The organism is Brevibacterium sp. BRM-1 (assembly GCF_026802075.1).
Taxonomy (GTDB): Bacteria; Actinomycetota; Actinomycetes; order Actinomycetales; family Brevibacteriaceae; genus Brevibacterium; species Brevibacterium rongguiense.
Genome location: NZ_CP113788.1, coordinates 473,997 through 497,481, shown reverse-complemented (window position 1 = coordinate 497,481; position 23,485 = coordinate 473,997). Strand labels below are relative to the sequence as shown.

Annotated in this window: 19 protein-coding genes and 2 tRNA genes; 13 read left to right on the top strand and 8 right to left on the bottom strand. The window is 71.4% G+C overall.

The annotated features are described in order from the left end of the window. Positions 1 to 126: 126 nt before the first annotated feature. Positions 127 to 1,644, bottom strand: a complete 1,518-nt coding sequence (locus BRM1_RS02175; RefSeq protein WP_160952447.1) for an APC family permease — start codon at positions 1,642 to 1,644, stop codon at positions 127 to 129. Positions 1,645 to 1,879: 235 nt separating this feature from the next. Between BRM1_RS02175 and BRM1_RS02170 the strand changes: the two genes are divergently transcribed. After that, positions 1,880 to 1,956, top strand: a tRNA-Pro gene (locus BRM1_RS02170). A gap of 106 nt (positions 1,957 to 2,062) precedes the next feature. Here BRM1_RS02170 and BRM1_RS02165 read toward each other — a convergent pair. The 4 genes from BRM1_RS02165 to BRM1_RS02150 all read right to left on the bottom strand — a co-directional run bounded on the left by BRM1_RS02165 (position 2,063) and on the right by BRM1_RS02150 (position 4,985). Beyond that, positions 2,063 to 3,190: an Fpg/Nei family DNA glycosylase gene (locus BRM1_RS02165; protein WP_268527748.1), complete on the bottom strand. Its 1,128-nt coding sequence runs from the start codon at positions 3,188 to 3,190 to the stop codon at positions 2,063 to 2,065. Between the two features lie 3 nt (positions 3,191 to 3,193). Then, a complete protein-coding gene (locus tag BRM1_RS02160; RefSeq protein ID WP_160952448.1) occupies positions 3,194 to 3,637 on the bottom strand; it encodes an HIT family protein in 444 nt (147 codons plus the stop codon). Between the two features lie 255 nt (positions 3,638 to 3,892). Further along, positions 3,893 to 4,249 (bottom strand): redoxin domain-containing protein, encoded by a 357-nt coding sequence (locus BRM1_RS02155; RefSeq protein ID WP_268527745.1) that lies wholly within the window; start codon positions 4,247 to 4,249, stop codon positions 3,893 to 3,895. A 295-nt stretch (positions 4,250 to 4,544) separates the two neighbouring features. Then, positions 4,545 to 4,985: a DUF3052 domain-containing protein gene (locus tag BRM1_RS02150; RefSeq protein ID WP_160952449.1), complete on the bottom strand. Its 441-nt coding sequence runs from the start codon at positions 4,983 to 4,985 to the stop codon at positions 4,545 to 4,547. Positions 4,986 to 5,300: 315 nt separating this feature from the next. Here BRM1_RS02150 and aceE point away from each other — a divergent pair, with 315 nt between their 5' ends. The 8 genes from aceE (at position 5,301) to BRM1_RS02110 (ending at position 16,483) form a co-directional block, all read left to right on the top strand. Next, positions 5,301 to 8,063, top strand: coding sequence for a pyruvate dehydrogenase (acetyl-transferring), homodimeric type (aceE, locus tag BRM1_RS02145; protein ID WP_160952450.1), 2,763 nt, complete (start codon positions 5,301 to 5,303; stop codon positions 8,061 to 8,063). Between the two features lie 111 nt (positions 8,064 to 8,174). Further along, complete coding sequence (locus BRM1_RS02140) at positions 8,175 to 9,389, top strand: PucR family transcriptional regulator (protein ID WP_160952451.1); 1,215 nt, start codon at positions 8,175 to 8,177, stop codon at positions 9,387 to 9,389. 63 nt (positions 9,390 to 9,452) lie between these two features. Beyond that, on the top strand, positions 9,453 to 10,364 hold the full coding sequence (locus tag BRM1_RS02135) for an ACP S-malonyltransferase (RefSeq protein WP_160952452.1): 912 nt from the start codon (positions 9,453 to 9,455) through the stop codon (positions 10,362 to 10,364). 23 nt (positions 10,365 to 10,387) lie between these two features. Next, on the top strand, positions 10,388 to 11,392 hold the full coding sequence (locus tag BRM1_RS02130; RefSeq protein ID WP_160952453.1) for a beta-ketoacyl-ACP synthase III: 1,005 nt from the start codon (positions 10,388 to 10,390) through the stop codon (positions 11,390 to 11,392). A 104-nt stretch (positions 11,393 to 11,496) separates the two neighbouring features. Further along, entirely contained in the window at positions 11,497 to 11,748 is a 252-nt protein-coding gene (locus BRM1_RS02125; RefSeq protein ID WP_160952454.1) for an acyl carrier protein, read from the top strand. A 78-nt stretch (positions 11,749 to 11,826) separates the two neighbouring features. Beyond that, positions 11,827 to 13,068 (top strand): beta-ketoacyl-[acyl-carrier-protein] synthase family protein, encoded by a 1,242-nt coding sequence (locus tag BRM1_RS02120; RefSeq protein WP_268527735.1) that lies wholly within the window; start codon positions 11,827 to 11,829, stop codon positions 13,066 to 13,068. Positions 13,069 to 13,292: 224 nt separating this feature from the next. Continuing rightward, on the top strand, positions 13,293 to 15,308 hold the full coding sequence (locus BRM1_RS02115) for a hypothetical protein (protein WP_268527731.1): 2,016 nt from the start codon (positions 13,293 to 13,295) through the stop codon (positions 15,306 to 15,308). After that, positions 15,305 to 16,483 carry a hypothetical protein gene (locus BRM1_RS02110; protein ID WP_160952457.1) on the top strand — a complete coding sequence of 393 codons (1,179 nt, stop codon included), beginning with the start codon at positions 15,305 to 15,307 and terminating at the stop codon, positions 16,481 to 16,483. Before BRM1_RS02115 ends, BRM1_RS02110 begins: the two co-directional genes overlap by 4 nt. 17 nt (positions 16,484 to 16,500) lie before the next feature. Here BRM1_RS02110 and BRM1_RS02105 read toward each other — a convergent pair whose 3' ends face one another. Next, complete coding sequence (locus BRM1_RS02105; RefSeq protein ID WP_160952458.1) at positions 16,501 to 17,307, bottom strand: acyl-CoA thioesterase; 807 nt, start codon at positions 17,305 to 17,307, stop codon at positions 16,501 to 16,503. Positions 17,308 to 17,511: 204 nt separating this feature from the next. Next, positions 17,512 to 18,255 (bottom strand): VIT1/CCC1 transporter family protein, encoded by a 744-nt coding sequence (locus BRM1_RS02100; protein WP_160952459.1) that lies wholly within the window; start codon positions 18,253 to 18,255, stop codon positions 17,512 to 17,514. Positions 18,256 to 18,485: 230 nt separating this feature from the next. Between BRM1_RS02100 and BRM1_RS02095 the strand changes: the two genes are divergently transcribed. From BRM1_RS02095 to BRM1_RS02080, 4 genes are all read left to right on the top strand, one after another. After that, on the top strand, positions 18,486 to 18,644 hold the full coding sequence (locus BRM1_RS02095) for a hypothetical protein (RefSeq protein WP_160952460.1): 159 nt from the start codon (positions 18,486 to 18,488) through the stop codon (positions 18,642 to 18,644). Positions 18,645 to 18,719: 75 nt separating this feature from the next. After that, on the top strand, positions 18,720 to 20,396 hold the full coding sequence (locus tag BRM1_RS02090) for an NAD-dependent epimerase/dehydratase family protein (protein WP_160952461.1): 1,677 nt from the start codon (positions 18,720 to 18,722) through the stop codon (positions 20,394 to 20,396). Between the two features lie 54 nt (positions 20,397 to 20,450). After that, positions 20,451 to 20,524, top strand: a tRNA-Ile gene (locus tag BRM1_RS02085). Between the two features lie 206 nt (positions 20,525 to 20,730). After that, positions 20,731 to 22,941, top strand: a complete 2,211-nt coding sequence (locus BRM1_RS02080) for a catalase (RefSeq protein ID WP_268527720.1) — start codon at positions 20,731 to 20,733, stop codon at positions 22,939 to 22,941. A gap of 98 nt (positions 22,942 to 23,039) precedes the next feature. Here the strand turns inward: BRM1_RS02080 and BRM1_RS02075 are convergent, their stop codons facing one another. After that, positions 23,040 to 23,474, bottom strand: a complete 435-nt coding sequence (locus BRM1_RS02075; RefSeq protein WP_160952462.1) for a hypothetical protein — start codon at positions 23,472 to 23,474, stop codon at positions 23,040 to 23,042. Positions 23,475 to 23,485: the final 11 nt, after the last annotated feature.

Genomic DNA, 23,485 nt, shown 5'->3' with positions numbered 1-23,485 from the left:
ACCGGCCCGCGCACATCCGCACCGGGCAACGCACATGCCCACCGCGCGGTGTGTATCCGCACCGGCCCGCGCGCGGCCACACCGGGCAACGCACCGCCGGGCCGGCACGCGGCGGGCAGCACCGCCTCAGCCCTGCGTGCGGCGGCGCCGCTCCTCGACGCTGACCACCAGTTCCTCCTCCGCACCGGGCCCGGCCTTGATGCCGGTGGGCAGGCGGAGCATGAAGAACACGCCCACTGCCAGCCACAGGCCGAACATCGTCCACGAGGGCCACTCGAGCTGGGCGGAGAACGGCGTGATGGGCAGGTAGAGGATGAAGAGGATGAGCGTGAGCACGGCGGCGATCGCGCCGATGACCATGCCGCCGCCGCCCTTGCCGCCGATCCGCAGGGGCCGGCCCATGTCCGGCTCGCGGCGGCGCAGCACGAGGAATGCGACGCTGACGAGGAAGTACGCGATGACGATCGCGGGCGAGCCCGCATCGACGATCCAGCCGAGCGCGGCGGTGCCGAGGAACGGGGCCAGCGCGGAGAGCGCACCGATGAAGAGGATCGCGTTCGACGGCGTGCGGTAGCGCGGGTGGAGCTTGCCGAACCAGCGCGGGATCATGCCGGCGGCGGCCATGGCCCACATGAGCCGCGAGGAGCCCATGAGGAAGGCGTTCCACGAGGTGATGATGCCCGCCAGGCCGCCGGCGATGACGATCTTGCCCCAGATGGGCGAGCCGAGCATGGCCGAGAGCGCGTCGGCGGTGACGAGGTCGTGGGTGCCCAGCTGATCCGACGGGATGCCCACGGAGGTCATCGCGATGATGACGATGTAGAACGCGATCGCCATGACGACGGAGACGACGACGAGCTTGCCGATCTTCTGCGGCGGGAGCTTGACCTCCTCGGCCGCCTGCGGGATGACGTCGAAGCCGACGAACAGGAACGGCACGACCGCCATGACGCCGATGAAGCCGGTCGCCCCGCCTGCGAACAGCGGCTGCGCATCCGCGACGTCCCCGCCGACGAGTCCGCCGGTGAGCAGGAGGAGGGCCACGATGATGAGGAACCACACGACGAACGTCTGGACGAGTGAGGCGACCTTGACGCCGCGGATGTTGATCCACGTGATGATGAGCGCCGTGACGGTGCCCACCAGCGCCCAGGTGAGGTGGACGTCGAAGCCTGCGATCGTCCACAGCTTGATGTGCTCGAGGCCCGGGAACAGGAAGACCGCCGTCTTGGGCACGGAAACGGCCTCGAACATGACGACGCTGATGTAGCCGCCGGTGATCGCCCACGAGCCGAACAGGGAGGCGCGCGGGCCCATCGCGCGGATGAGGTAGTTGTGCTCACCGCCGGCGTGCGGCATGGCCGCGACGAGCTCCGAGTACACGGTGCCGACGAAGCACATGATGATGCCGCCCGCGGCGAAGGCGATGACCGCCCCGAGCGTGCCGGCCCCGTTGATCCAGTCGCCGGTGAGCACCACCCAGCCGAAGCCGATCATCGCGCCGAAGCCGATGAAGAGTGCGTCGATGCTGCCGAGCGCGCGGACGAACCCGTGACCGCGGTCGCGGTGCTCGAGCGGGTTGCCACCGGACGAACCGCCCGATGGCTGGTTCGCGGCAGAGTTGGGTGCGTATTCGCTGCTCATGTCCGTCGTCCTTCGTGTCCGTGCCTCATTGCTGCGGGCCAGTGGGCGGATGTTCAGAAGGCTAGCAGGCTTCGCTCAGGATCGGCGTCCCGTCGCGCCCGTGCGCCGCGGCCGCCCCGAGGCGCTCCCCACCGCTCGAACGCACGCCGCGCGGGCGCCCCCGATTATGCGAACGGCCCGCCGGCGGGTTAGAGTGTCTCCTGTTGTTCGGCCACCGCGGGTGGCGGCACAGCCTCGGGATATAGCGCAGCTTGGTAGCGCGCCTCGTTCGGGACGAGGAGGTCGTGGGTTCGAATCCCGCTATCCCGACCAGCTCAACGGGCCCGGAATCTCATGATTCCGGGCCCGTTCGCTCTTCGCCCTCGCCGCCGTCGCTCGGTCTTGGCCCTCGTCGTTCACAGGAGTGCACGGCTGCGCCTCAGCGCTGCTGGCAGACCGGGCACCAGAACAGCTTGCGGTTCTGCATGAGCTCCATGGCAATCGGCGTGCCGCACACGCGGCAGGGCTGACCGGCGCGCCCGTAGACCCAGTGGCGCTCCTCGCGGTGCTCGAGCGCGGCCTCCTTCGCGCGGCCGCGCAGACCGGTGCGGGTGACGATGACGCCGGTGTCCACCCCGATCGGCAGCAGCTTCGCCCAGTCATCCCACAGCGCGTCGACCTGCTCCGCGCTCAGCGCGCTGCCCGGGGCGAACGGGCTGATGCCCGCGCGGAACAGCATCTCCGCGCGGTAGATGTTGCCGATGCCCGCGATGACCGCCTGGTCCATGAGCAGCGTCCCAATGGGAGTGCGCCGCTTGGCAACCGCCGCGGCGAACCGGCGGCGGCCCCGCGCGCGCCCGTCGACGAGCGGATCGGGGCCGAGCTTCGCCAGCACGGCATCCACCTGTGCCGCGTCGAGCACCTCGCAGGCGGTGGGGCCGCGCAGGTCCGCGCACGCCCCGGCTCCCAGCAGGCGCACCCGCACCGCTCCGATCGGCTCGGGCGGCCACTCCTGTTCGAGCTCCCCCCGGCCCGCGCCCGAGGCGCCCGGCAGCTCGGTCTCGGACTCGCCGGCGCGCAGGCGGCGCGGGGCGCCCATGGACGCCGGCCGCTCGACCCGCGCCCGCCGGGCATCGAGGGCGCGTGCGGGAAGCGAGTACTCGCCCGTTTGGCCGATGCGCTCGGTGCTCCCCCGCTCACCGGGGTCTGCGGCCCCTCCGTGCGGCGCGCCGACTGCGTCGCCACCACGAGCGTCTGCGCCAGCGGTGTCCGCAGCACGAGCTGCCGCGCCACGGGCATCCGCGCCGACCTCATCCGGCCCCGCGCCCGCCCGCAGCGCGAAGTCCCATGCGCCGTAGATGCCCAGGTGGACGCGCAGCCAGAGGTCGCCGTCGAACTCCATGAACATCTGCTTGCCCACCGCGATCGTGCGCAGCACCGTGCGGCCGTCGAGCCGCTGCGCCCCCGCGGCGAAGCGGCCCTGCGGAGAGGTCACGCGCACGGGCTGTCCGGCGAAGAGCTCGTCGAAGCGGCGGGCGATGCGGTGGACGGAGTGGCCCTCGGGCACCGCTCAGCCCTCGGCGCCGCCGACCGCGCCGGAGTCACCGGCCGCGCCGGAGTCGCCGAGCTCCGCGGTGAGTTTGGCCGCCGCCACCTGCAGCGCCTCGGGCTGGGCCTGCGGGCCCTTGTTGCGCGGGTCGAAGTCGGCCGTCGAGGTGGTGGGCCAGACGTGGATGTGGACGTGGGGCACCTCGTAGCCCTGGATCATGAGGCCGATCCGCTGGGCGCCGAAGGCCGCGAGCTGCGCGCGGCCGATGCGCTGGGCGACCGCCATGAGGTGGTCGGTGAGCTCCTGGGGCATGTCGACCCAGTGGTCGTACTCCGTGCGCGGGACGACGAGCACGTGGCCCTCCGTCAGCGGCTCCACATCGAGGAACGCCGCGCACTGCTCGTCCTCGTAGACGAACGCGCCGGGAATCTCGCCGTCCATGATCTTCGTGAAGATCGTCGCCATCTCAGTCCTCCTCCTCGCGGGGCCGGGCCGCCAGGGCGCCGGCGCGGGCCCCGCCCGTTGCCGGCGGCGGCCCTGTGCCCAGCCTACCGAGCCCGATGCGGGGCGCACCGCGGACGGCGAAGCGGGGATGATGGGCGGCCGGACGCACCGCGCAGCGGTGCCCGGCCCGGTGCGCGGCGCGCTCGGAAGAGACCGGCGCGCTCGGAAGAGGTCCGGGCCGGGGGGAACCCGGACGGGGTAGGCGCTGCCGGGGGATCAGGGCCGAACGGCGCGGGCGCTCTCGAGCCACGGCGCGAAGTCGCGCCGAGCGCCGGCCGGCAGCACCTGGGAGGCCAGGATGCGGCCGGCTGCCACGAGGAATGTGGCGCGCACGGCCATCCCGCGCGCATCGTCGAACGCGCCGTAGGAGCGCGCAACCGCACCGTGCGGCCAGAAGTCCGACAGCAGCGGGAAGGGAGCCCCGAGCTCCCGGGCCCACGCGGCCAGCGCGAACTTCGGATCGCAGGAGATGCCCGCCAGCCCACAGCCGGCGGCCGCGAAGTCGGCGTGGCGCGCGGTCAGCTCGCCGAGCTCCTCACCGCAGACCGGGGAGAACGCGAACGGGTAGAACACAATGAGCGCCGAGCGGGCCGGCCGCGCCCCGCCCCCCGCAGCATCCGAGCCCGCACTCCCCGGGCCAGTGCCAGCCGGTGCGTCGCCGACATCGTCCCCGGGTGCGGGGGCAGGCGCGGGCGCCGGTGCGGCATACCCAGGTGCCGACGCCGGAGCGTCGGCTCGGACGATTGGATCGGCTCCGGCCACGAGATCGGCCGGGCCCAGCTCCTCGCCCCAGTGGGCGGGCAGGGCGAAGTCCGGGGCGGCGTCACCGGGCGCGGGCGCCTGGGGCGCCGGCTCGCCGGCGGCTGGGTCAGCCGTAGTTCTTCTTCCCCACGAGCCGCGTGGCCGACCAGTCGGACCCCACCGTCACGGTGTTCGTCACGTGCATGCCCGCGGTGGGGGCGGCATCGGCGATGTCGACCGGGGTGATGTGGCCCGCGCGCCCGGCCTTGGGCGTGAGCAGCCACACGATGCCGCCATCGGCCAGGGTGGTCTGGGCGTCGACGATGCCATCGGTGAGGTCGTCGTCATCGGAGCGCCACCACATGACGATGACGTCGAACACGTCGTCGACGTCCTCGTCGGCCATCTCCTCGCCGGTCGCGGCCGCAATGCCGTCCCGCAGCGCGGCGTCGACGTCCTCGTCGTACCCGATCTCCTGCACGTACTGGCCCGAACGCAGTCCGAGGGGATTGCCCTCGCTCTGCTCGCCGTCCGCTGCGCTCGTCCTCTCCGAAGGGGAAACACTCATGTGATCATCTTCCCGCCTCGGGCGGCCTGCCGCAAATGGCCGCACCGCGCGTCGCGGCGGCGCCCTCCCCCCGCCCGCACCCGAGGCGCCGGCCGCGGCCCGTCCGCCCGCACCTCGGGCGCGGCGCACCCCCGGGCCCGAGCACGAGCGAGCGCGCGGTGCGAGGAGGGAGCGGTGTGAGCAAGGACCTGCCCGCGCGGCGCGCGAGCACGTGCGCGGTGTTCTAGGCTGGGGGCAACCCGGCTGCCGGACGGGGTGGTCCTTGGCACCTCCGCCGTCTTTCGATGCCGTCGTCTCGCAAGAAGAGGAAGCGCAGTGGACAAGAACTTCAGGGGACCCATCCTCAACGGCCTGCCCAGCCAGGTCCCGGACACGGATCCGGAGGAGACGCAGGAGTGGATCGAGTCCCTCGACGCCCTCGTCGAGGACGGCGGCCGCACACGCGCCCGCTACGTCATGCTCAGCCTCATCCAGCGCGCCCGCGAGAACAACCTGGGCGTGCCCAGCCTCACGGCGACGGACTACATCAACACGATCGGCCCGGAGGCCGAGCCCTGGTTCCCGGGCGATGAGGAGATCGAGCGCCGCTACCGCCGGTGGAACCGCTGGAACGCCGCCATCATGGTCCACCGTGCCCAGCGTCCCGGTGTGGAGGTGGGCGGGCACATCTCGACCTATGCCTCCGCCGCCACGCTGTACGAGGTGGGCCTCAACCACTTCTTCCGCGGCAAGGACCACCCGGGCGGCGGCGACCACATCTTCTACCAGGGTCATGCCTCCCCCGGCATGTACGCCCGCGCCCTGCTCGAGGGCCGGATGACCGAGGACCAGCTCGACGGCTTCCGCCAGCAGGTCTCCCACCACATCGACGGCAAGCCCTCCGGCCTGCCGTCCTACCCCCACCCGCGCCAGCTGCCGGACTTCTGGGAGCACCCCACCGTCTCCATGGGCCTGGGGCCTATGAACGCGATTGCGCAGGCGCAGTTCGACAAGTACCTGCTCAACCGCGGCATCAAGGACACCTCCCAGCAGCACACCTGGGCGTTCCTGGGCGACGGCGAGATGGACGAGCCGGAGAGCCGGGGCATGCTCCAGACGGCGGCGTACGAGGAGCTGGACAACCTCACGTTCGTCATCAACGCGAACCTCCAGCGCCTCGACGGCCCGGTGCGCGGCAACGGCAAGATCATCCAGGAGCTCGAGGCGTACTTCCGCGGCGCCGGCTGGAACGTCATCAAGGTCGTCTGGGGCCGCGAGTGGGACGCCCTGCTCTCCCGCGACCGCGACGGCGCGCTCGTCAACCTCATGAACGTCACGAACGACGGCGACTACCAGACGTACAAGGGCGAGTCCGGCGGCTTCGTGCGCGACAACTTCTTCGGCCGCGACCCGCGCACCAAGGCGCTCGTCGAGGACTACAGCGACGACCAGATCTGGAACCTCAAGCGCGGCGGCCACGACTACCGCAAGGTCTACGCGGCCTATAAGGCGGCCGTCGAGCACACGGGCCAGCCCACCGTCATCCTCGTGAAGACGGTCAAGGGCTACTCGCTGGGGCCCCACTTCGAGGCCCGCAACGCCACCCACCAGATGAAGAAGATGACGGTGGACGACCTCAAGCTCGCCCGCGACCACTTCTCCATCCCCATCTCGGACAAGGCACTCGAGGAGAACCCCAAGCTGCCCCCGTACTACTTCCCCGGCGAGGACGCCCCGGAGATCCGCTACCTGCGCGAGCGCCGCGCGGAGCTGGGCGGCTTCACCCCCGAGCGCCGCTCGAAGTACGTCGACATCAAGCTGCCCGACGACAAGGACTTCCAGATCGGGCTCAAGGGCTCGGGCAACCAGAAGATCGCCACGACCATGGCGTTCGTGCGCATCCTCAAGGACCTCATGCGCGACAAGGAGTTCGGCAAGCGCATCGTGCCGATCATCCCGGACGAGGCGCGCACGTTCGGCATGGACTCGTTCTTCCCCACCGCGAAGATCTACAACCCGCACGGGCAGAACTACGTCTCCGTCGACCGCGACCTCTTCCTCGCCTACAAGGAGGCCTCCGACGGCCAGCTCCTGCACATGGGCATCAACGAGGAGGGCTCGACGGCCGCGCTGACCGCCGTGGGCACGAGCTATGCCACCCACGGCGAGCCGATGATCCCGTTCTACATCTTCTACTCGATGTTCGGCTTCCAGCGCTCCGGCGACGCGTTCTGGGCCGCCGGCGACCAGATGGCCCGCGGCTTCGTGCTGGGCGCCACCGCCGGGCGCACAACCCTCGTGGCCGAGGGCCTCCAGCACGGCGACGGCCACTCGCACGTGCTGTCGTCGACGTACCCCTCGATCGTGTCCTACGACCCGGCGTACGCCTACGAGATCGCCCACATCGTGCGCGACGGCATCCACCGGATGTACGACCCGGCCGATGAGCGCAAGGACCCGGACGTCCTGTACTACATCACGATGTACAACGAGCCGATGGTCCAGCCGCCCCAGCCCGAGGGCATCGACCCGCAGCACATCATCAAGGGCCTGTACAGGCTGCGCTCCGGCGCCGAATCCGATGGCCCGAAGGCCCAGCTGCTGTCCTCCGGCGTGGGCGTGCAGTGGATCCTCGAGGCCCAGGAGCTGCTCGAGCGCGATTGGGGCGTGAGCGCCGATGTGTGGTCCGTGACTTCGTGGCAGGAACTGCGCCGCGACGGCCTGGCCTGCGACGACGAGCGCCTCGTCAATCCCGAGCGGGAGCCCCGGGTGCCGTTCGTCACGCAGCAGCTGGCAGACGCGAAGGGCCCGGTCATCGCCACGAGCGACTACGAGCGCGGGCTGCCGGACATGATCCGCCAGTACGTGCCCGGCCACTTCACCTCGCTGGGCGCGGACGGCTACGCGATCTCCGACACGCGACCGGCCGCACGCCGCCACTTCCTCATCGACGGCCCCTCCGTCGTCGTCCAGACGCTCATCAGCCTGGGTGACCTGGGCGAGGTCGACCCGTCCCTTGCCGCGCAGGCCGCGAAGAAGTATCAGCTCGACGACCCGCGCGCCGGCGCCACGGGCTCCACGGAGGGCGCGGGCGCCTGAGCCCAGCCCTCCCCACGGCCGCCGAGGTGCGGCGCAGGTCCTGCGCCGCACCTCGGCGGCTTTGTGCTTGCCTCACAACGTTTTTGTCTGCCAGGCGGTACAGTTCCCGTCATGGCCCAGACGAAGGATGCAGCGCCCACCAGCACCGCCGGCCGCGCGGAGACGATCCGCCGGCTCAAGGCGGGCCAGGCGCTGCTGTCGAAGATCACCCTGCACCACATGGAGTCCCAGCTGCCGTGGTACCGCTCGATGAACACGGCGGACCGCGGCTGGGTCGTCGTGCTCGCGAACTCCGGCATCTCCTCGTTCATCGAGTGGTACCGCAATCCCTCGGCGCCCCTGCGGGTGGTCAGCGAGATCTTCAAGTCCGCGCCGCGCGAGCTCGTCCGCTCGGTCAACCTCCAGCAGACGCTGCAGCTGCTGCGCGTCGTCGTCGAGGTGGTCGAGGAGCGGGTGGGCGACCTCGCCCGGCCCGATGAGCAGCGGGAGCTGCGCGACGCCGTCCTCGTCTACTCCCGCGAGATCGCCTTCGCGGCCGCCGACGTCTACGCCCGGGCCGCCGAGGCGCGCGGCAGCTGGGACGCCCGGCTCGAGGCGATGGTCGTCGACGCCCTGGTCCGCGGCGATTCCGTCGACGAGCTGGCCAGCCGGACCGCCGCGTTCGGCTGGCGCTCCCAGGCCCCGGTCCGCGTGCTCATGGGCCGCGCGCCCCAGCGCAAGGCCCACCGGGGGACGAACGAGATCCGGCGCGCCGCCCAGAAGTGGGCCGAGGACGCGCTCGTGGGCATCCACGACGACCGGCTGCTCATCGTCCTGGGCGGGGTGGAGAGCGCGGACGAGGCGGCCGCCTCGCTCTCACAGTTCTTCGGCCCCTCCGACGTCGTCATCGGCCCGGAGGTCGCCTCGCTCGCCGAGGCCGGCACCTCGGCGGCCGCCGCGGTCTGGGGCCTGCGCACCGCCGCCGCCCGGCCCGCCACGCCCAGGCCCGTCTACGCCGACGACCTGCTGCCCGAGCGCGCGGTCGCCGGCGATGAGCGCGCCGTGCGCGCGCTGACCTCCCGCTACTACGAGCCGCTGGCCGCCGGCAGCGGGCAGCTCCTCGACACGGTGGCCAGCTACCTGGAGTTCGGCGGCTCGCTCGAGACGACGGCCAAGGCCCTGCAGGTCCACCCGAACACCGTGCGCTACCGGCTGCGCAAGATCACCGACCTCGTCGGAGCCGATCCCACCGATGCCCGCACGGGCTTCGTCGTGCGCATCGCTTTGGTCTACGGCCGACTGTCCGAGGCAGGCCAGTTGTCCCGCACCGACAAAATCCGGGGCTGAACCGCCTCCGTGCACTAGGTTCGGATGGCGCGCCCGCACGCCTGAAGATTTGGGAGTTCCTCTTTGCTCGTCATCGCCTGCCCCGGCCAGGGGGCCCAGAAGCCCGGTTTCCTCTCCTCGTTCCTCGAGCTCGAGGCCTTCGCCCAGGCGATCGGCGAGATGTCGGAGGCCTGCGGGCTCGACCTCGCCGCCCTGGGCACCACCGCCGATGCCGAGGAGATCAAGGACACCGCGGTGGCCCAGCCGCTGCTCGTGGCGGCGGCCATCGCCGCGGGCCAACAGCTGCTGCCCCAGGCGGCGCCCCAGCTGCTCGCCGGGCACTCCGTGGGCGAGATCGCCGCGGCCCAGCTCGCCGGCATCCTCTCGCCCGCCGATGCCATGCGCTTCGTGACCGTGCGCGCCCAGGGCATGGCCCGCGCCTCGGCGGCCGAGCCCACCGGCATGGCCGCCGTCGTGGGCGGCCAGGCCGACGACGTCCTGGCGGCCATCGGCGCCGCCGGGCTCTCCCCGGCCAACGTCAACGGCGGGGGCCAGACGGTGGCCGCCGGCAGCCTCGCCGGCATCGAGCGACTGGCCGAGGCGCCGCCCGAGCGGGCCCGCGTCCTCCCGCTCAAGGTGGCCGGCGCGTTCCACACCGCCTACATGGAGCCCGCGCTGCCGGAGCTGCGCGAGACCGCGGGCCAACTGCGCGCCGCGGACCCCACCACGCCGATCCTCACGAACGCCGACGGCTCGGCCGTCGCCTCCGGAGCGCGCTACGTCGAGCTCCTCGTCCACCAGGTGACGAACCCCGTCCGCTGGGACCTGTGCCAGTCGACCATGCTCGAGTCCGGTGCCACCGGCCTGCTCGAGCTGGTGCCCGGCGGCACGCTGACCGGCATCGCCAAGCGCGCTCTCAAGGGCGTGGAGACCTTTGCCATCAAGAGCGCAGACGACCTCGACGCCGCCCGCGAATTCGCCGCAGCCCACGCCTGAGCTGCGAGAACAAGGAGGAACCCGTGCCCAAGCTGAGCACTCCCACGCCGCAGCGCTACTCCCGCATCTCCGGGATCGGCGGTTACCGATCCGAGCACGCCGTCTCCAACGACGAGATCGTCGGGCCCATCAACTCCTCCGATGAGTGGATCCGCCAGCGCACCGGCATCATCACCCGCCACCGCGCGGGCCCGGACGTCCAGCTCATCGACATGGCCGAGGAGGCCGGCAGCGAGGCCATCGCCAACGCCGGCCTCAAGCCCTCCGACATCGGCGGCATCCTCATCGCCACCGTCACATTCCCCTACCCCACCCCGTCGGCGGCCTCGCTGCTGACCGAGCGCCTGGGCACGGGCCCCATCCCCGCCTGGGACATCTCCGCAGCCTGCGCCGGCTACTGCTACGGCATCGCCCAGGCCGACGGGCTGGTGCGCGCCGGCACCATGGACAACGTGCTGGTTATCGGCGCGGAGAAGCTCTCGGACATCATCGACCCCACCGATCGCTCCATCTCGTTCATCCTGGGCGACGGCGCGGGCGCCGTGGTCGTCAGCCACTCCGACGAGCCGGGCATCGCCCAGTCCGTCTGGGGCTCCAAGGGCGAGAACTGGGAGACCATCCGGATGACGAACTCGCTGCTCGACCTGCGCGACGACCGGGAGAACGCGCCCTGGCCCACGCTGCGCCAGGACGGGCCGAGCGTCTTCCGCTGGGCCGTGTGGGACATGGCCGAGGTGGCGCAGGAGGCGCTCGATGCCGCCGGGGTCCAGGCCTCGGACCTCGCGGCCTTCGTGCCCCACCAGGCGAACATGCGCATTATCGACGAGCTCGCCAAGCAGCTCAAGCTGCCGGATACCGTGAAGATCGGCCGCGACATCGCGGACAACGGCAACACGTCCTCGGCCTCCATCCCCCTGGCCACGGAGCGCCTCCTGCGGGAGAACCCCGAGCTCCACGGCGGACTGGCCCTGCAGATCGGGTTCGGCGCGGGCCTGGTGTACGGCGCGCAGGTTGTCGTCCTGCCCTGAGCGCCGCGGCCCGTGTCGTAGGATTCTTCCCGGGACACTCGTCGATTACACGTTCCACAATCTGGCGGCGAACCGGCCGCCCAATCAGTAGAAAGCAGGATCACATGGCACACAGCGAAGCCGAAGTCCTCTCCGGGCTGGCAGAGATCGTCAACGAGGAGACCGGCCTGGCGACCGAGGCCGTCGAGCCCAGCAAGTCGTTCACCGACGACCTCGACATCGACTCCATCTCGATGATGACGATCGTCGTCAACGCCGAGAAGAAGTTCGGCGTGAAGATCCCCGATGACGACGTCAAGGACCTCGTCACCGTCCAGGACGCCGTGGACTACATCGTCAAGGCCCAGGACGCCTGAGACCGACCCCGCCGCGGGGCGGGCGCGCGATCCGCGCCCGCCCCGCGGTCACCACCCCCTAATCGACGAGGTTTTTCAATGACATCGACAGTTGTCGTCACCGGAGTTGGTGCCGTCACGCCCATCGGCGGAACGGCGGATGCCACCTGGCAGGCCGCACTCGCCGGGACGCCCGGCGCCCGCACCCTCGACAACGACTGGGCCGAGAAGTACGGCATCCCCGTCACGTTCGCCGCCCAGGCCGACCGCTCCGCCGTCGACGAGACCCTCACCCGGGTCGAGACGAAGCGGCTCGATCCCTCCAGCCAACTCGCACTGGCCTCCGCCCGCGAGGCCTGGGCCGACGCGGGACTCGACGAGGTCGACAACGACCGCCTGGCCGTCTCGTGGGCCACCGGCATCGGCGGGGTCTGGACCCTGCTCGACGCGTGGGACACGCTGAAGGAGGACGGCTCGCGGCGCGTCATGCCGCTGACCGTCCCCATGCTCATGCCCAACGCGCCCGCCGCCGCCATCGGCATGCACTTCAAGGCGCACGCCGCCGTGCAGACGCTCGTCTCCGCCTGTGCCTCGTCCACCGAGAGCATCGGCAACGCGCTCGAGGCCATCCGCGGAGGCCGCGCCGATGTCGTCATCGCCGGCGGTTCCGAGGCCGCCGTCCACCCGATCACGCTGTCCGCCTTCTCGTCGATGCGCGCGCTCTCGCGGCGCAACGATTCGCCGGAGACGGCTTCGCGGCCCTACGACGTCGATCGCGACGGGTTCGTCATGGGCGAGGGCGCCGGCGCGCTCATCCTCGAGACGAAGGAGCACGCCGAGGCGCGCGGAGCGACGATCTACGCGGAGATCGCGGGCTGGGGCATCTCGAACGACGCCCACCACATCACCGCCAACGAGCCCGATGGCACGTTCGCGCGCCAGGCGATGGAGCGGGCCATGGAGATGGCCGGTGTGAGCGCGTCGGATGTCAAGCACATCAACGCCCACGCCACCTCCACCCCCGTGGGCGACGTGCCGGAGTCGCTGGCCATCAACGCGGCCATGGGCGACCACGTCGACGACGTGCTCGTCTCCGCGACGAAGTCGCAGATGGGCCACCTGCTCGGCGGCGCCGGAGCGGCCGAGGCGATCCTCACGGCCCTGGCGCTGAAGAACCGCACCGCCCCTCCGACGATCAACATCGAGAATCTGGATCCCGCCATCCACCTCAACATCGTGCGCGATGAGCCCGCGGCGCTGCCCTCCGGCGACATCGCCGCGCTGTCGAACTCGTTCGGCTTCGGCGGTCACAACGCCGTCGTCGTGTTCAAGAGCGTCTGAGCCCCAGCGCTCCCCTGGCGCCCCCGAGCCGCGGCTCGGGGGCGCTCGTGCGTCCGGATCGGGTCCGCGGCGGGCGCCGAGTCGCTGGCACGGGGTGCTCGGAGGGCCGATCCGCGCGCTTCCGGCCCGCGTGGTGTGGCCGGGCTGCCACAGCCAGTGCCGAATGGGATGCACCCGGCGGCTCTCGCACTAACCGTCAGGGTGCGCTGACTAGACTCACCAGCGTGTCTGCTTCCGATGATGGCTTCGATGCCTTCCAGAAGGCCCAGAGCGCCTCGGAGCCCGAGCGCTCCTCCCGCCTGGTGAGCGCGCTTGCCGCGGCCGTGGCCCCGCAGCTGCGGCGCGGACGCCTGGCGATCCTGCCCTCCGTGGCCCCGGGGCTCGACCCCGGGTTCGCCGACCGGGGCCGCGCCGCCATCGCAGCCTCCGGCGCGCCGCTCATCGTCATCGTCGGCCCGCAGCTCGAGGTCCGCACGGGCGACAACATCCTCCAGACCTATATCGACCTCCTCCTGCGCGTGGGGCCCAAGGACGGCACCGGCATCCTCGCCTACTTCGAGGTCTCCTCCGGCGGCGGGGTGCTGCCGCACATCGTCGCCTCAGGGGCCCGGGGAACGAGCGACCGGTTGGACGCCACCCCGGACAGCAACGACCTGCTCGAGGACCAGCTCGGCGGCGTCTTCCCCTTCGACCCGAGCCCGTATATCGCGTTCGCCGCCGCCGCCGGGCAGGCGTGGCTGCAGAACCGGCCGGCGCCCAACCCGAAGGACTTCGCCGGCTCCCATTCGAACGCATCGATGTCGCGTTACCTCGAGCTCGCGAAGCCCGGCGGCACGAGCGCGCTTGCTGCTACCACCACCGCGGTGACGGTGGGTGCCGCCACGGTCTGGGTGCTCGAGCGGCGCCGGCGGGCCGCGACGGTGGCCACGGTCCTCCCCACCGAGGTCGTCGAGCGGGTCCGCTCCACAGCCGGAAAGGCCTACGAGTTGCCGCCGCTCAAGCCCAATCCGAAGCCCAAGCAGCTCGAGCGCCGCTCGGAGCGCTCCGAGATGCTCGGCGCCCTGGAGGACGTCCGGGCGCGCGTCGGCCTCGAGGGCCCGCGTCTGGGCGGGGCGGCCACGGACATCGCCGCGCTGTGGATCATGGACCAGCTCGCCGCCGAGCCCGTCACCCAGCCCATCACCGGCAGCGGCCGCACGACCTGGTGCTACTTCAATCCCTTCCACGGGAAGCGGACCCGGGAGATCGCCTGGCACAGCGGGCGCGGTCAGCTCTCCGTGCCCGCCTGTGAGAACTGCCGCACCGCGGTCAAGGACGGGCACGAGCCGCGCGCGCTGCTGGTGCGGGCGGGCACGCGCGTGCGCCCCTACTACCAGCTCGACGACGGCTACGCCCGCACCGGGCTGGGAGCCTTCGCCCCCATTCACACGGATATCCCGAACCGCCCGGCGTCCGGACCCCCGCCCGATCCCCGTCGCCATCGGCGGCGCGCCGGCGGGCGCATCGCGTTGGGCGTGGGAGCGGTTCTCGTCGCGACGGTCGTGGGCGCGGGGATCGGCGCGATCGTCGCCGACCGCGTGGTCGACACGTCGAATTCCTCGTTCGACCCGGAGCGCTACGCCGATACCGAGGACTACCCCACCGAGCGCATCGACGCGCTGGCCGGCCAGCTGAAGAAGTCGCACCTCGCCGTCGAACCGGGCGCCGAGGGGCTCTTCACGAAGGCTGAGCGCGCCCGCGCCGCGAAGGCGGCCGCCTCCGCCCACACGCCCATCTGGCTGGTGTTCGCCCCGTCCGCGGGGACGGACGAATCCGGTGGCGAGGAGGAGCTGCTCGCCAACCGCATTGCGGCACAGACCGGCAAGGGAATCGTGGTGCTCGCCTCCCCCACGCATACGGCGTTCGGGGCCAACGGCTACGACCTCACACGCCCCGACAACGTGACGAGCGGCCTCAAGCTGGGCTGGAAGGACGGCTACAATCCGGACGGGGGCGCGGGCGCAGAGCGCCTCGTGCGCGCCATCGACGAGAGCCATCCCCAACCGGATCCGGACGTGAAGCCGAAGACGGCGCGCACACAGGGGCTGAGGACCGCCCCCGATGAGCGATCGGCCATCGTGCCGAACGCGCTGCGCGGGGCGGGTGCCGGCGCCGCCGTGGGCCTCGTCCTGGGCGTCATCGCCGAGGCGTTCCTCGCGTGGACGGCCGCGCGACTGCGAGCACGGAGGAGTCAGCGATGACGGACACCATCGAATACGCGAAGAATGCGGCGCAGCACCTGCGCAAGGACCCGCTCTTCATCGATCCGGCGGTGGCGGGCCGGGTGCCGCAGGCGACGAAGTCCTCGATCGAGCAGAAGCTCAAGGCGGACTTCCCCCGGCCGGTCAAGGTCCTCATCACGCCGAAGGACGTCGCCAGCGGAGACCTCGCGACGGTGGTGAACGCGGCGGAGGGCAAGCCCGACGCCGCCTACCTCATCCTCACCCCGGGCACGGGGATGGTCTACGCGCGATCGGAGGGGCCGAATGCCTACCGCGGGGACACCAGCGCCCGCCTCTCGAGCGGGCAGGACAAGGCCGGGGCCCAACCCACCCTGACCGCGGTCCAGACCTACCTCGATGTGCTCGGCGACCCGAACTTCACCGCGCCGCGCCACGACGCGGACCAGGGCCAACGGCCCGCCGTCCAGCACCAGCCCCCGCCGGCAACGCACCGGTCGGCGGACGGAGGGCTGCTCCTGGGTGTGGCCACGCCGCTGCTCGGCATCGCCGCGGTGGCCGCCGTGCTCGTCTACGTGTTCCGCCGGCGCGCCGACCGCCGGCGCTACGCCCTGCCCAAGCCGCTGTTCGACAGCGCGCGTCGTCTCCAGTCGCAGTCGATGCAGCGCCAGCTCAGCGAGCAGAGCCTCGACATCGCCGGCAGGCTCACCGAGCTGCGCACCGATGCGCTGCCGGCCGCGCAGGCGGACAGAGTGGAGCACGGCCTCGATGCCTATGCGCTTGCCGGCCGCCTCATCGACGATTCCGCGGCCACCGAGGCGGACCTCGCCGGTGCGCTCGTGCTGCTCAATACCGCAGCGGCGGACCTCAACGCGGTCGACCAGGCACAGGCCAGCGGCGCGCGGGGGGCGCGCCGCGCCAAGCGCTCCGCCCGCGGGGCCGGACGGATTCCCCGGCTGTGCGCGATCAATCCCACCCATGGCGAATCCGAGTCCACGATCGACGCGCCCACGGGCGGTGGCCGCATCCCGGCGTGCCGACAGTGCGCCGCAGACCTCAGCGCCGGGCGCGAGCCGGACTGGATGCTCGCCGGCGGCAAGCCGTACGTGGAAGGCGACAGCGTGTGGGCGAGCACGCTCTACGGCGCGGTGGGCGACGACCTCGTGGCCGAGCTGCACCGCACACACGGGGCATAGGGCCGGCACCGTGCCGGTTATTCCTGGGGCGCGGCCTTGTAGTAGCAGAGCTGCGTGGTCGTCGCGACGAGCGAGCCGTCTTCGCCCCACAGCTGGGCGTGCTGATCGGCCAGGCCGTCGGCGAACTGGAGTCCGCGCACGGTGCCCAGCAGGAACTCGCCCTGCGCGGCCAGGGCCTGGGCATCGGCGTGGAAGTAGGCGGTGAGCGTGACCGTGCCCGCCGGGACCGGTCCAAGGCGCTGGAAGATGCGCGGGCCGAACACATCGGCGGCCGCGGCAAGGCCGGGGTAGTCCCAGCCGCGCGCGGGCAGCTGCCGGAACCACTTCGTCGTCGTCGAGTCTGGCCCCGCCTCCTCGGCGCTGGCGACGAACGGCCCCTCCACGAAGCGCATCTCGTAGTTCTCGATCCACCGCAGCGGGAAGTGCCCCGAGACCACCGGGTATTCGTGCGGCCCCTTCACCTGCGGCATCTGCGCCTCGAGCGATGCCCATGAGGGGCGGTCGCGGACGAAGAGCGCGGTGCCTGTCATACGGTTCTCCCCGGCCTGGTCCACGCTGATCGTCCAGTGCTGGTTCGAGTTGTTCGTGCGGGCCGGCTGGACGTCGATTTCGTAGTCCCCGTCGGCCAGCGGGCCGGTGAAGTTGAGCGTGAGGGCGGCCGGGCGCCCGATCGAGCGCTCATCGGCCTGGATGGCGTGGACGATCGTCGCGGCGGTGATGCCGCCGAACGGGCCCACGAAGTTGCCGAACGCCGGGTGCGTGCGGGCGGAGAAGGTGTCGGGGCCGGCGGGGGAAACGGCGATGGCGTCATCGAATGCGGTCACGGGGGCTCCTCGGTCAGGTCGGGCGCAGTGTCAGGACGGGGTACGGAGCGCCGCAATCACGATCGGACGCCGCGCCAGCAGTCTACCAAGCGTTTGAACAAGCGTTCGATCGGAGGGGTGAAAGACCGACGGTGCGGCCAGCCTGGGTTCGGAAGCTGTCACCCGTTGCGCCAGCAGCGCGGTGTCGGGAACCGGGCGGGGCGATCAGCCCATCGCCGATGCGCCCAGGAGGGTGCCGACCGCGTAGGTCACCGTGAGCGCGAGCGCGCCGCCGATCACCACCCGCAGCGCGGCCCTCCACTTCGAGGACCCGCCGATGTGCGCGGCGATCGCGCCGGTGAGGGCGAGGGCCGCGATCGTGACGACGAAGGTCACGGGGACCCGCGCCTCGGGCGGGGGCAGGAGGATGGCGATCATGGGCAGCAGCGCACCCACGAGGAACGAGAGGAACGAGGCGAAGGCGGCATGCCAGGGTGAGACGAGGTCCTCGCGGTCGATGCCGAGTTCTATCGCCAGGTGGGCGCCGAGCGCGTCGCGGGCCGTGAGCTCGCGGGCGACGCGGGCGGCCGTGTCGGGGCTGAGCCCCTTGGCCTCGTAGAGTTCGGCCAGCTCTTCGAGTTCGCCGTCCGGGTTGTCGCGCAGCTCTCGGGTCTCCTGGGCGATGAGCTCGCGCTCGGAGTCGCTCTGGGAGCTCACGGAAACGTACTCCCCCAGCGCCATGGACACCGCCCCGCCCACCACGGCCGCCGCGCCGGCGGTGAGGATGGGAGCCGTGCTCGTCGTGGCGCCCGCGACGCCCACCACCACCGCGGCGACGGAGACGATGCCGTCATTGGCCCCGAGCACGCCGGCCCGCAGCCAGTTGAGCCGCTGGGAGAGGTTGGACTGGCCGCCCGGCACTGGGTCATGGGCCGCATGGAGCGAGGCATTCCTGCGCGTTGAGCTCATTGCCCCATACAAGTGATTCGGGTGGCCCGGGGCAAGTCAGGGCATCCCACGTCGACGGTGAGATGCTCGGCCGATGTGGCGCGAAGGGCCAGCGGCCGCATCGGCCGCGATCCGGTTGACGGCCCACCGGCACCCGGTCATAGCATGGCAGTAGCGCGGCTGCGGGTCGCCGCACACCGTCGGGACCTCCCCGGCGTTCAGGCATGGGCCCGGCCCCGCCGGAGTCATCGATGATCACACTCTCACATGAGCAGAAGCAGCTCATCTGCCTCGCTCTCGAGGACTATGCGAGCGGCCTTCCTCCACGGCTGTCGCCGTCCGATGCGGCCGAGGCCCGGCACATCGCGCGACTCATCATGCAGGCGGACCGCGTCCTCGTCGAGCGCTGACACCGCCCTTCGCAACACAGGCACATCGCCCCCGCCACCCCGCCTGTCGAAGGCGGCCCATTGAGAGGTTCTGCCATGAGAATCGCAGTCGTCGGAGCGACCGGCAACGCCGGCACCGCTGTCCTTCGCGCGCTGCACCGACGCGCCGAAATCGATTCGATCGTCGGCATCGCGCGCCGATTGCCGCCGTCCGACCGCGCTCCCTATCGGGGCATCGAATGGGAGAGCATCGACATCGGCGCGGCGGCCGCACCAGCCGCATCCGAGGCGGCCCTGACGCAGGCATTCACCGGTGCCGACGCCGTCATCCACTTGGCCTGGCTGATCCAGCCCAACGACCGCCGGGCCCTGCTGCGCCGGGTGAACGTCGAGGGGACGCGCCGTGTTCTGGCAGCGGTCGCAGCGGCAGGCGTGCCCGCGGTCATCGCGGCATCATCGGTGGGCGCGTACAGCCCGGATTCCACCGCAACACCGCGCACCGAGACGTGGCCCACTCGGGGGATCTCCACCTCGCACTACAGCGTGGACAAGGCGGCACAGGAAGACCTGCTCACTGAGTTCGTCGCCGAGCACCCGGAGATCGCCGTCACACGCCTGCGTCCGGCGCTGATCTTCTGCCGAGAGGCCGCATCGGAAATCCAGCGCTACTTCGTCGGCAGCGCGGGCGCCGCGGCTCTGCTGGGAGCACGGGGCGCGCCGGTTCTGCCCGTTCCGGCCGCACTGGCCGGAGTCCAAGCGGTGCACGCGGATGACCTCGGCGAGGCCTACGCCCTGGCGGCGGTGTCACCGGTTGCCGGGGCGTTCAATATCTGCGCCGACGACGTCCTCGATGCGCGTCAGCTGGCGTCCGCGGTCGCTGGAGGCCGGCGCATACCCGTGCCCGCCGCACTGATGCGCGCGGCGATCGCCATCGGCCACTCCTCCGGACTCATCACGGCCGACCCTGGGTGGCTCGACATGGCAATCGGCACCCCCCTCATGGACAATTCCCGAGCCAAGCGGGAGCTCGGCTGGCACCCGCACCGGAGTGCGCGCGAAGCGCTGGACGAGCTCCTGTGCGGGTTCGCCAACCGAGAGGGAGGGCAATCGATTCCGCTGCGCGCGGCCCGGGCAGCCCCGCCTCCACCGGCACCGGGCACCGCTGTCACCGGGCAGATCCGCAGAACGCTGAGTCGGTACCTTGCCGATCATCAGGCAGGCGCGACGGCCGGCGCCCAGCACGCGCAGCGGGCAGCGGAGCTGTTTGCCGAATCGGAAGCGTTTCCCCTGCTGTCGCAGATCGCTGCGGAGATCCAGGCAGAGCGCGACTTCGTAGCGCAGCTCCGCACTCGCTGGAACCTGACCGGGCCGCCGTTGCGCCGGCGCGCCGCGGACGCGGCCGCGGGCCTGTACCGCACCGTGGGCGGGCACCGGACGCGGGCAACCGGGCCTGAGCACCCCCTCCTCGCCCTGGAGCTCCTGGCGAGCGCGATCAGCGGTAAGGCTGGCTTGTGGAGGGCTTTGGCCGAGGCTGCCGGCACAGCAAGGGCGGAGCGGGCGCCCTTCGACGAGCGGATTCGCGCAGCCCAGCGCCAACTGGCGGACATCGCTCGCGTGCACGCGCGCGAGAGTCGCCGCCTTTTCGCTCGGCGGGGCGCACAGTCGGAGCGGGCCGGTGCCGATCGAGCGCGGACTGCGCGCGAGGAGGATGCCCTCGCCGATGAGTGGGGCCGGGAATCGTTCCCCGCCAGCGATGCCCCGGCTTTTCCCTGACGACACGAGTGGGCGAACGGCTCCGGCGAACCGGCCCTGTTACTATCGTCGCGCGCCCCTGTAGCTCAGCTGGTTAGAGCAGAGGACTCATAATCCTTTGGCCGTCGGTTCAAGTCCGACCGGGGGCACCCCCGACCCTCCGCCACGGCCCCAGCGGGCTGCGTCCGGTGCGAAGCCCCAGCCCCGTTGGCCGCTCGATCGAACCCGGTTTCGGCGTGGCGCACCTTCGTTGACGCCAGTGATGCGCGGTCCTACGGTGGGCGACCACACAGGGCATCTTGCTTTGTGAGGGGCCGCGTGCGCAGTCCTTGCCATAGCCACCTTGGAGGTCACCATGGCACATCCGACCATTCCCGGTCAGCCCAGCGCCGAACATCCCACCGTGAACGAGCCGACGCAGGCTCGTCCGCCGCTTTCGCCCAAACCCGATCAGGAGGCGCCCGCCGAGGTGGGGCCCACCGGTGTCCCCTGGACCGAGGCGTCCGACGCGGGCGGCGCTCGCAACGGCCGCGCCCAGGCCGGCGAGCGGCTCACCACCGCCCAGGGAGGCCGGCTGCGCGACACCGACCATTCCCTCAAGGCCGGTTCGCGCGGGCCCACGCTGCTGCAGGATCACCACCTGCGGGAGAAGATCACCCACTTCGACCACGAGCGCATTCCCGAGCGGGTCGTGCACGCGCGCGGCGCTGCCGCGCACGGGACCTTCGAGTCGTACGGGGCGGCCGCGGAGCTCACGTGCGCCTCGTTCCTGGCGGAACCGGGCACCGTGGACGTCTTCACCCGGTTCTCGACCGTGCTGGGCTCGCGGGGTTCGGCCGACACGGTCCGCGACACGCGCGGCTTCGCCGTGAAGTTCTACACCTCCGAGGGCACATTCGACCTCGTCGGAAACAACATACCGGTGTTCTTTATTCAGGACGCGATCAAGTTCCCCGACGTCATCCACGCCGGAAAGCCGCACCCCGATCGCGAGATCCCGCAGGCCCAGAGCGCGCACGACACCTTCTGGGACTTCGTCTCGCTGCACACCGAAGCGCAGCACCACACCATGTGGAACATGTCCGATCGTGGCATTCCGCGCTCGCTGCGGATGATGGAGGGATTCGGAATCCACACGTTCCGCCTGGTCAACGGCCGCGGTGAGACGTCGCTGGTCAAGTTCCACTGGAAGCCGCGGCTGGGTGTCCACTCCCTGACGTGGGACGAGGCGCAGCTGGTCGCCGGGGCGGACCCGGATATGCACCGGCGCGACCTCGCCGATGCGATCGAGGCGGGGGCCTACCCCGAGTGGGAGCTGGGCGCGCAGGTCTTCCCGGACACGGATGACCAGATGTTCGAGGGCATCGACCTGCTCGATCCCACCAAGCTCGTGCCCGAGGAGCTCGCCCCGGTGCGCCCGCTGGGCAGGCTCACGCTCAACGGCAATCCGACGAACTACTTCGCGGAGACGGAGCAGGTGGCCTTCCACCCCGGCCATCTGGTTCCCGGCATCGAGGTGACGGACGATCCGCTCCTGCAGGGGCGCCTCTTCTCCTATCTGGACACCCAGATCAGCAGGCTGGGCGGCCCCAATTTCGGTCAGATCCCCATCAACCGTCCGCACGCACCCGTCAATGACATGCTGCGCGACGGCATGCACCAGAGCGCCGACTTCGATGGGGTTGCGCCCTACAGGCCCAACTCGCTCGACGGCGGCTGCCCGTTCACCTCCGGCGCGGGGGACAAAGCGCTCATCGACTTCCCCCAACCCGTGGGACCCGCGCGCCGCGTGCGCGAGAACCCGGCCAGCTTCGACGACCACTACTCGCAGGCGGCCCTGTTCTACCGCAGCCTCACCGAGGTGGAGCGCGAGCACCTGCACAGCGCGTACGCGTTCGAACTCGGGAAGTGCTACGAGACTGCGATCAAGGAGCGCCAGCTCGCCTGCCTCGCCCGCATCGACGGCCGGCTCGCGGCAGCGGTCGGAGCCGGCCTGGGACTCGAGGTCCCGACCGGCATCGCGGCCGTCGCAGATGACGGGGAGACCAGCCCAGCCCTGTCCCAGGTGGGCGGCGAATGGCCCCTGGACGGGCGCCAGGTGGCGGTCGTCGTGGATGACCACGCCGATCCCGAGCAGGTCAGCGCGATCTGCGCGCGAATCGCCGAGCGCTCGATGGTGCCCCTGATCGTCGCCCCCACCGGAGCCCCGCTGCCGAATGGTCAGCCGGTGCAGCGGACGTATCTGACGGCCCGTTCCGTCGAGTTCGACGCCTTCGTGTTCCTCGCGGCCGCGCCCCCGCCCGGTGACTCCGCCGTGGCCGACGCCCGGGCCGGCGAGCCCTCCAAGGCGGCGGACGTCGATCCCCGCGTGTCGCTGCTGGCCGCCGAGGCCTACCGGCACTGCAAGGCCCTGCTGTTCGCGCCCGAGTCCGCCATTGCGACGGCGGCGGGCATCGTCCCCGACGCGCCGGGGGTCATCACCGCCGACCCCGTGGAGGGCACGGAGGAACTGTTCTCCCTCATGGCGGCCCACCGGGCCTGGGAGCGCTTCCTCAGCGCCGGCTGATCGCGGGCGCCCGGCAATCCGCCGCGCGGGGGCTTCACGCGCAAGGGGCCGCGACGACGATGTCGTCGCGGCCCCTTGGCTGCGGTGGGCGCGGCGGCTCAGCGAGCCGGGTGGCTCCCCTCGCGGCCGGAGCCGTGGTCATCCTCATCGCGTCGGGTGCCGCGGCGCTCATTCGGGTCATCGGCGTTGACGGGGGCATCCTCACCCTCCGTGGCCTTCCGGCGCTCACCGATCCCGGAGCCGGCCAGCGTGTCCGTCTCCGCGTGCTCCGAGTGGCTCGCCCCCATTTCGTCGAGCTTGTCCGGCCGGGCGACCTCGACCTCCTCCTCCGAGACGACGAGATGCGAGCCGTCCGGTTGGCGGATGACGCGATCGCCATGGTGGGCCGCGAGTGCCTGCACGTCTTCCTCATCCGCGTTGAGGGAGTAGCCGGGGCGATCCCCGTCGTTGCGGTTGGCGGGGCCGCCCAGCTTGGACGCGGCCTCGTCGAGCGAGCCCGCCGCCTTGCGCGCCGCATTCCTGTCATCGGCCATGATGCCCTCCT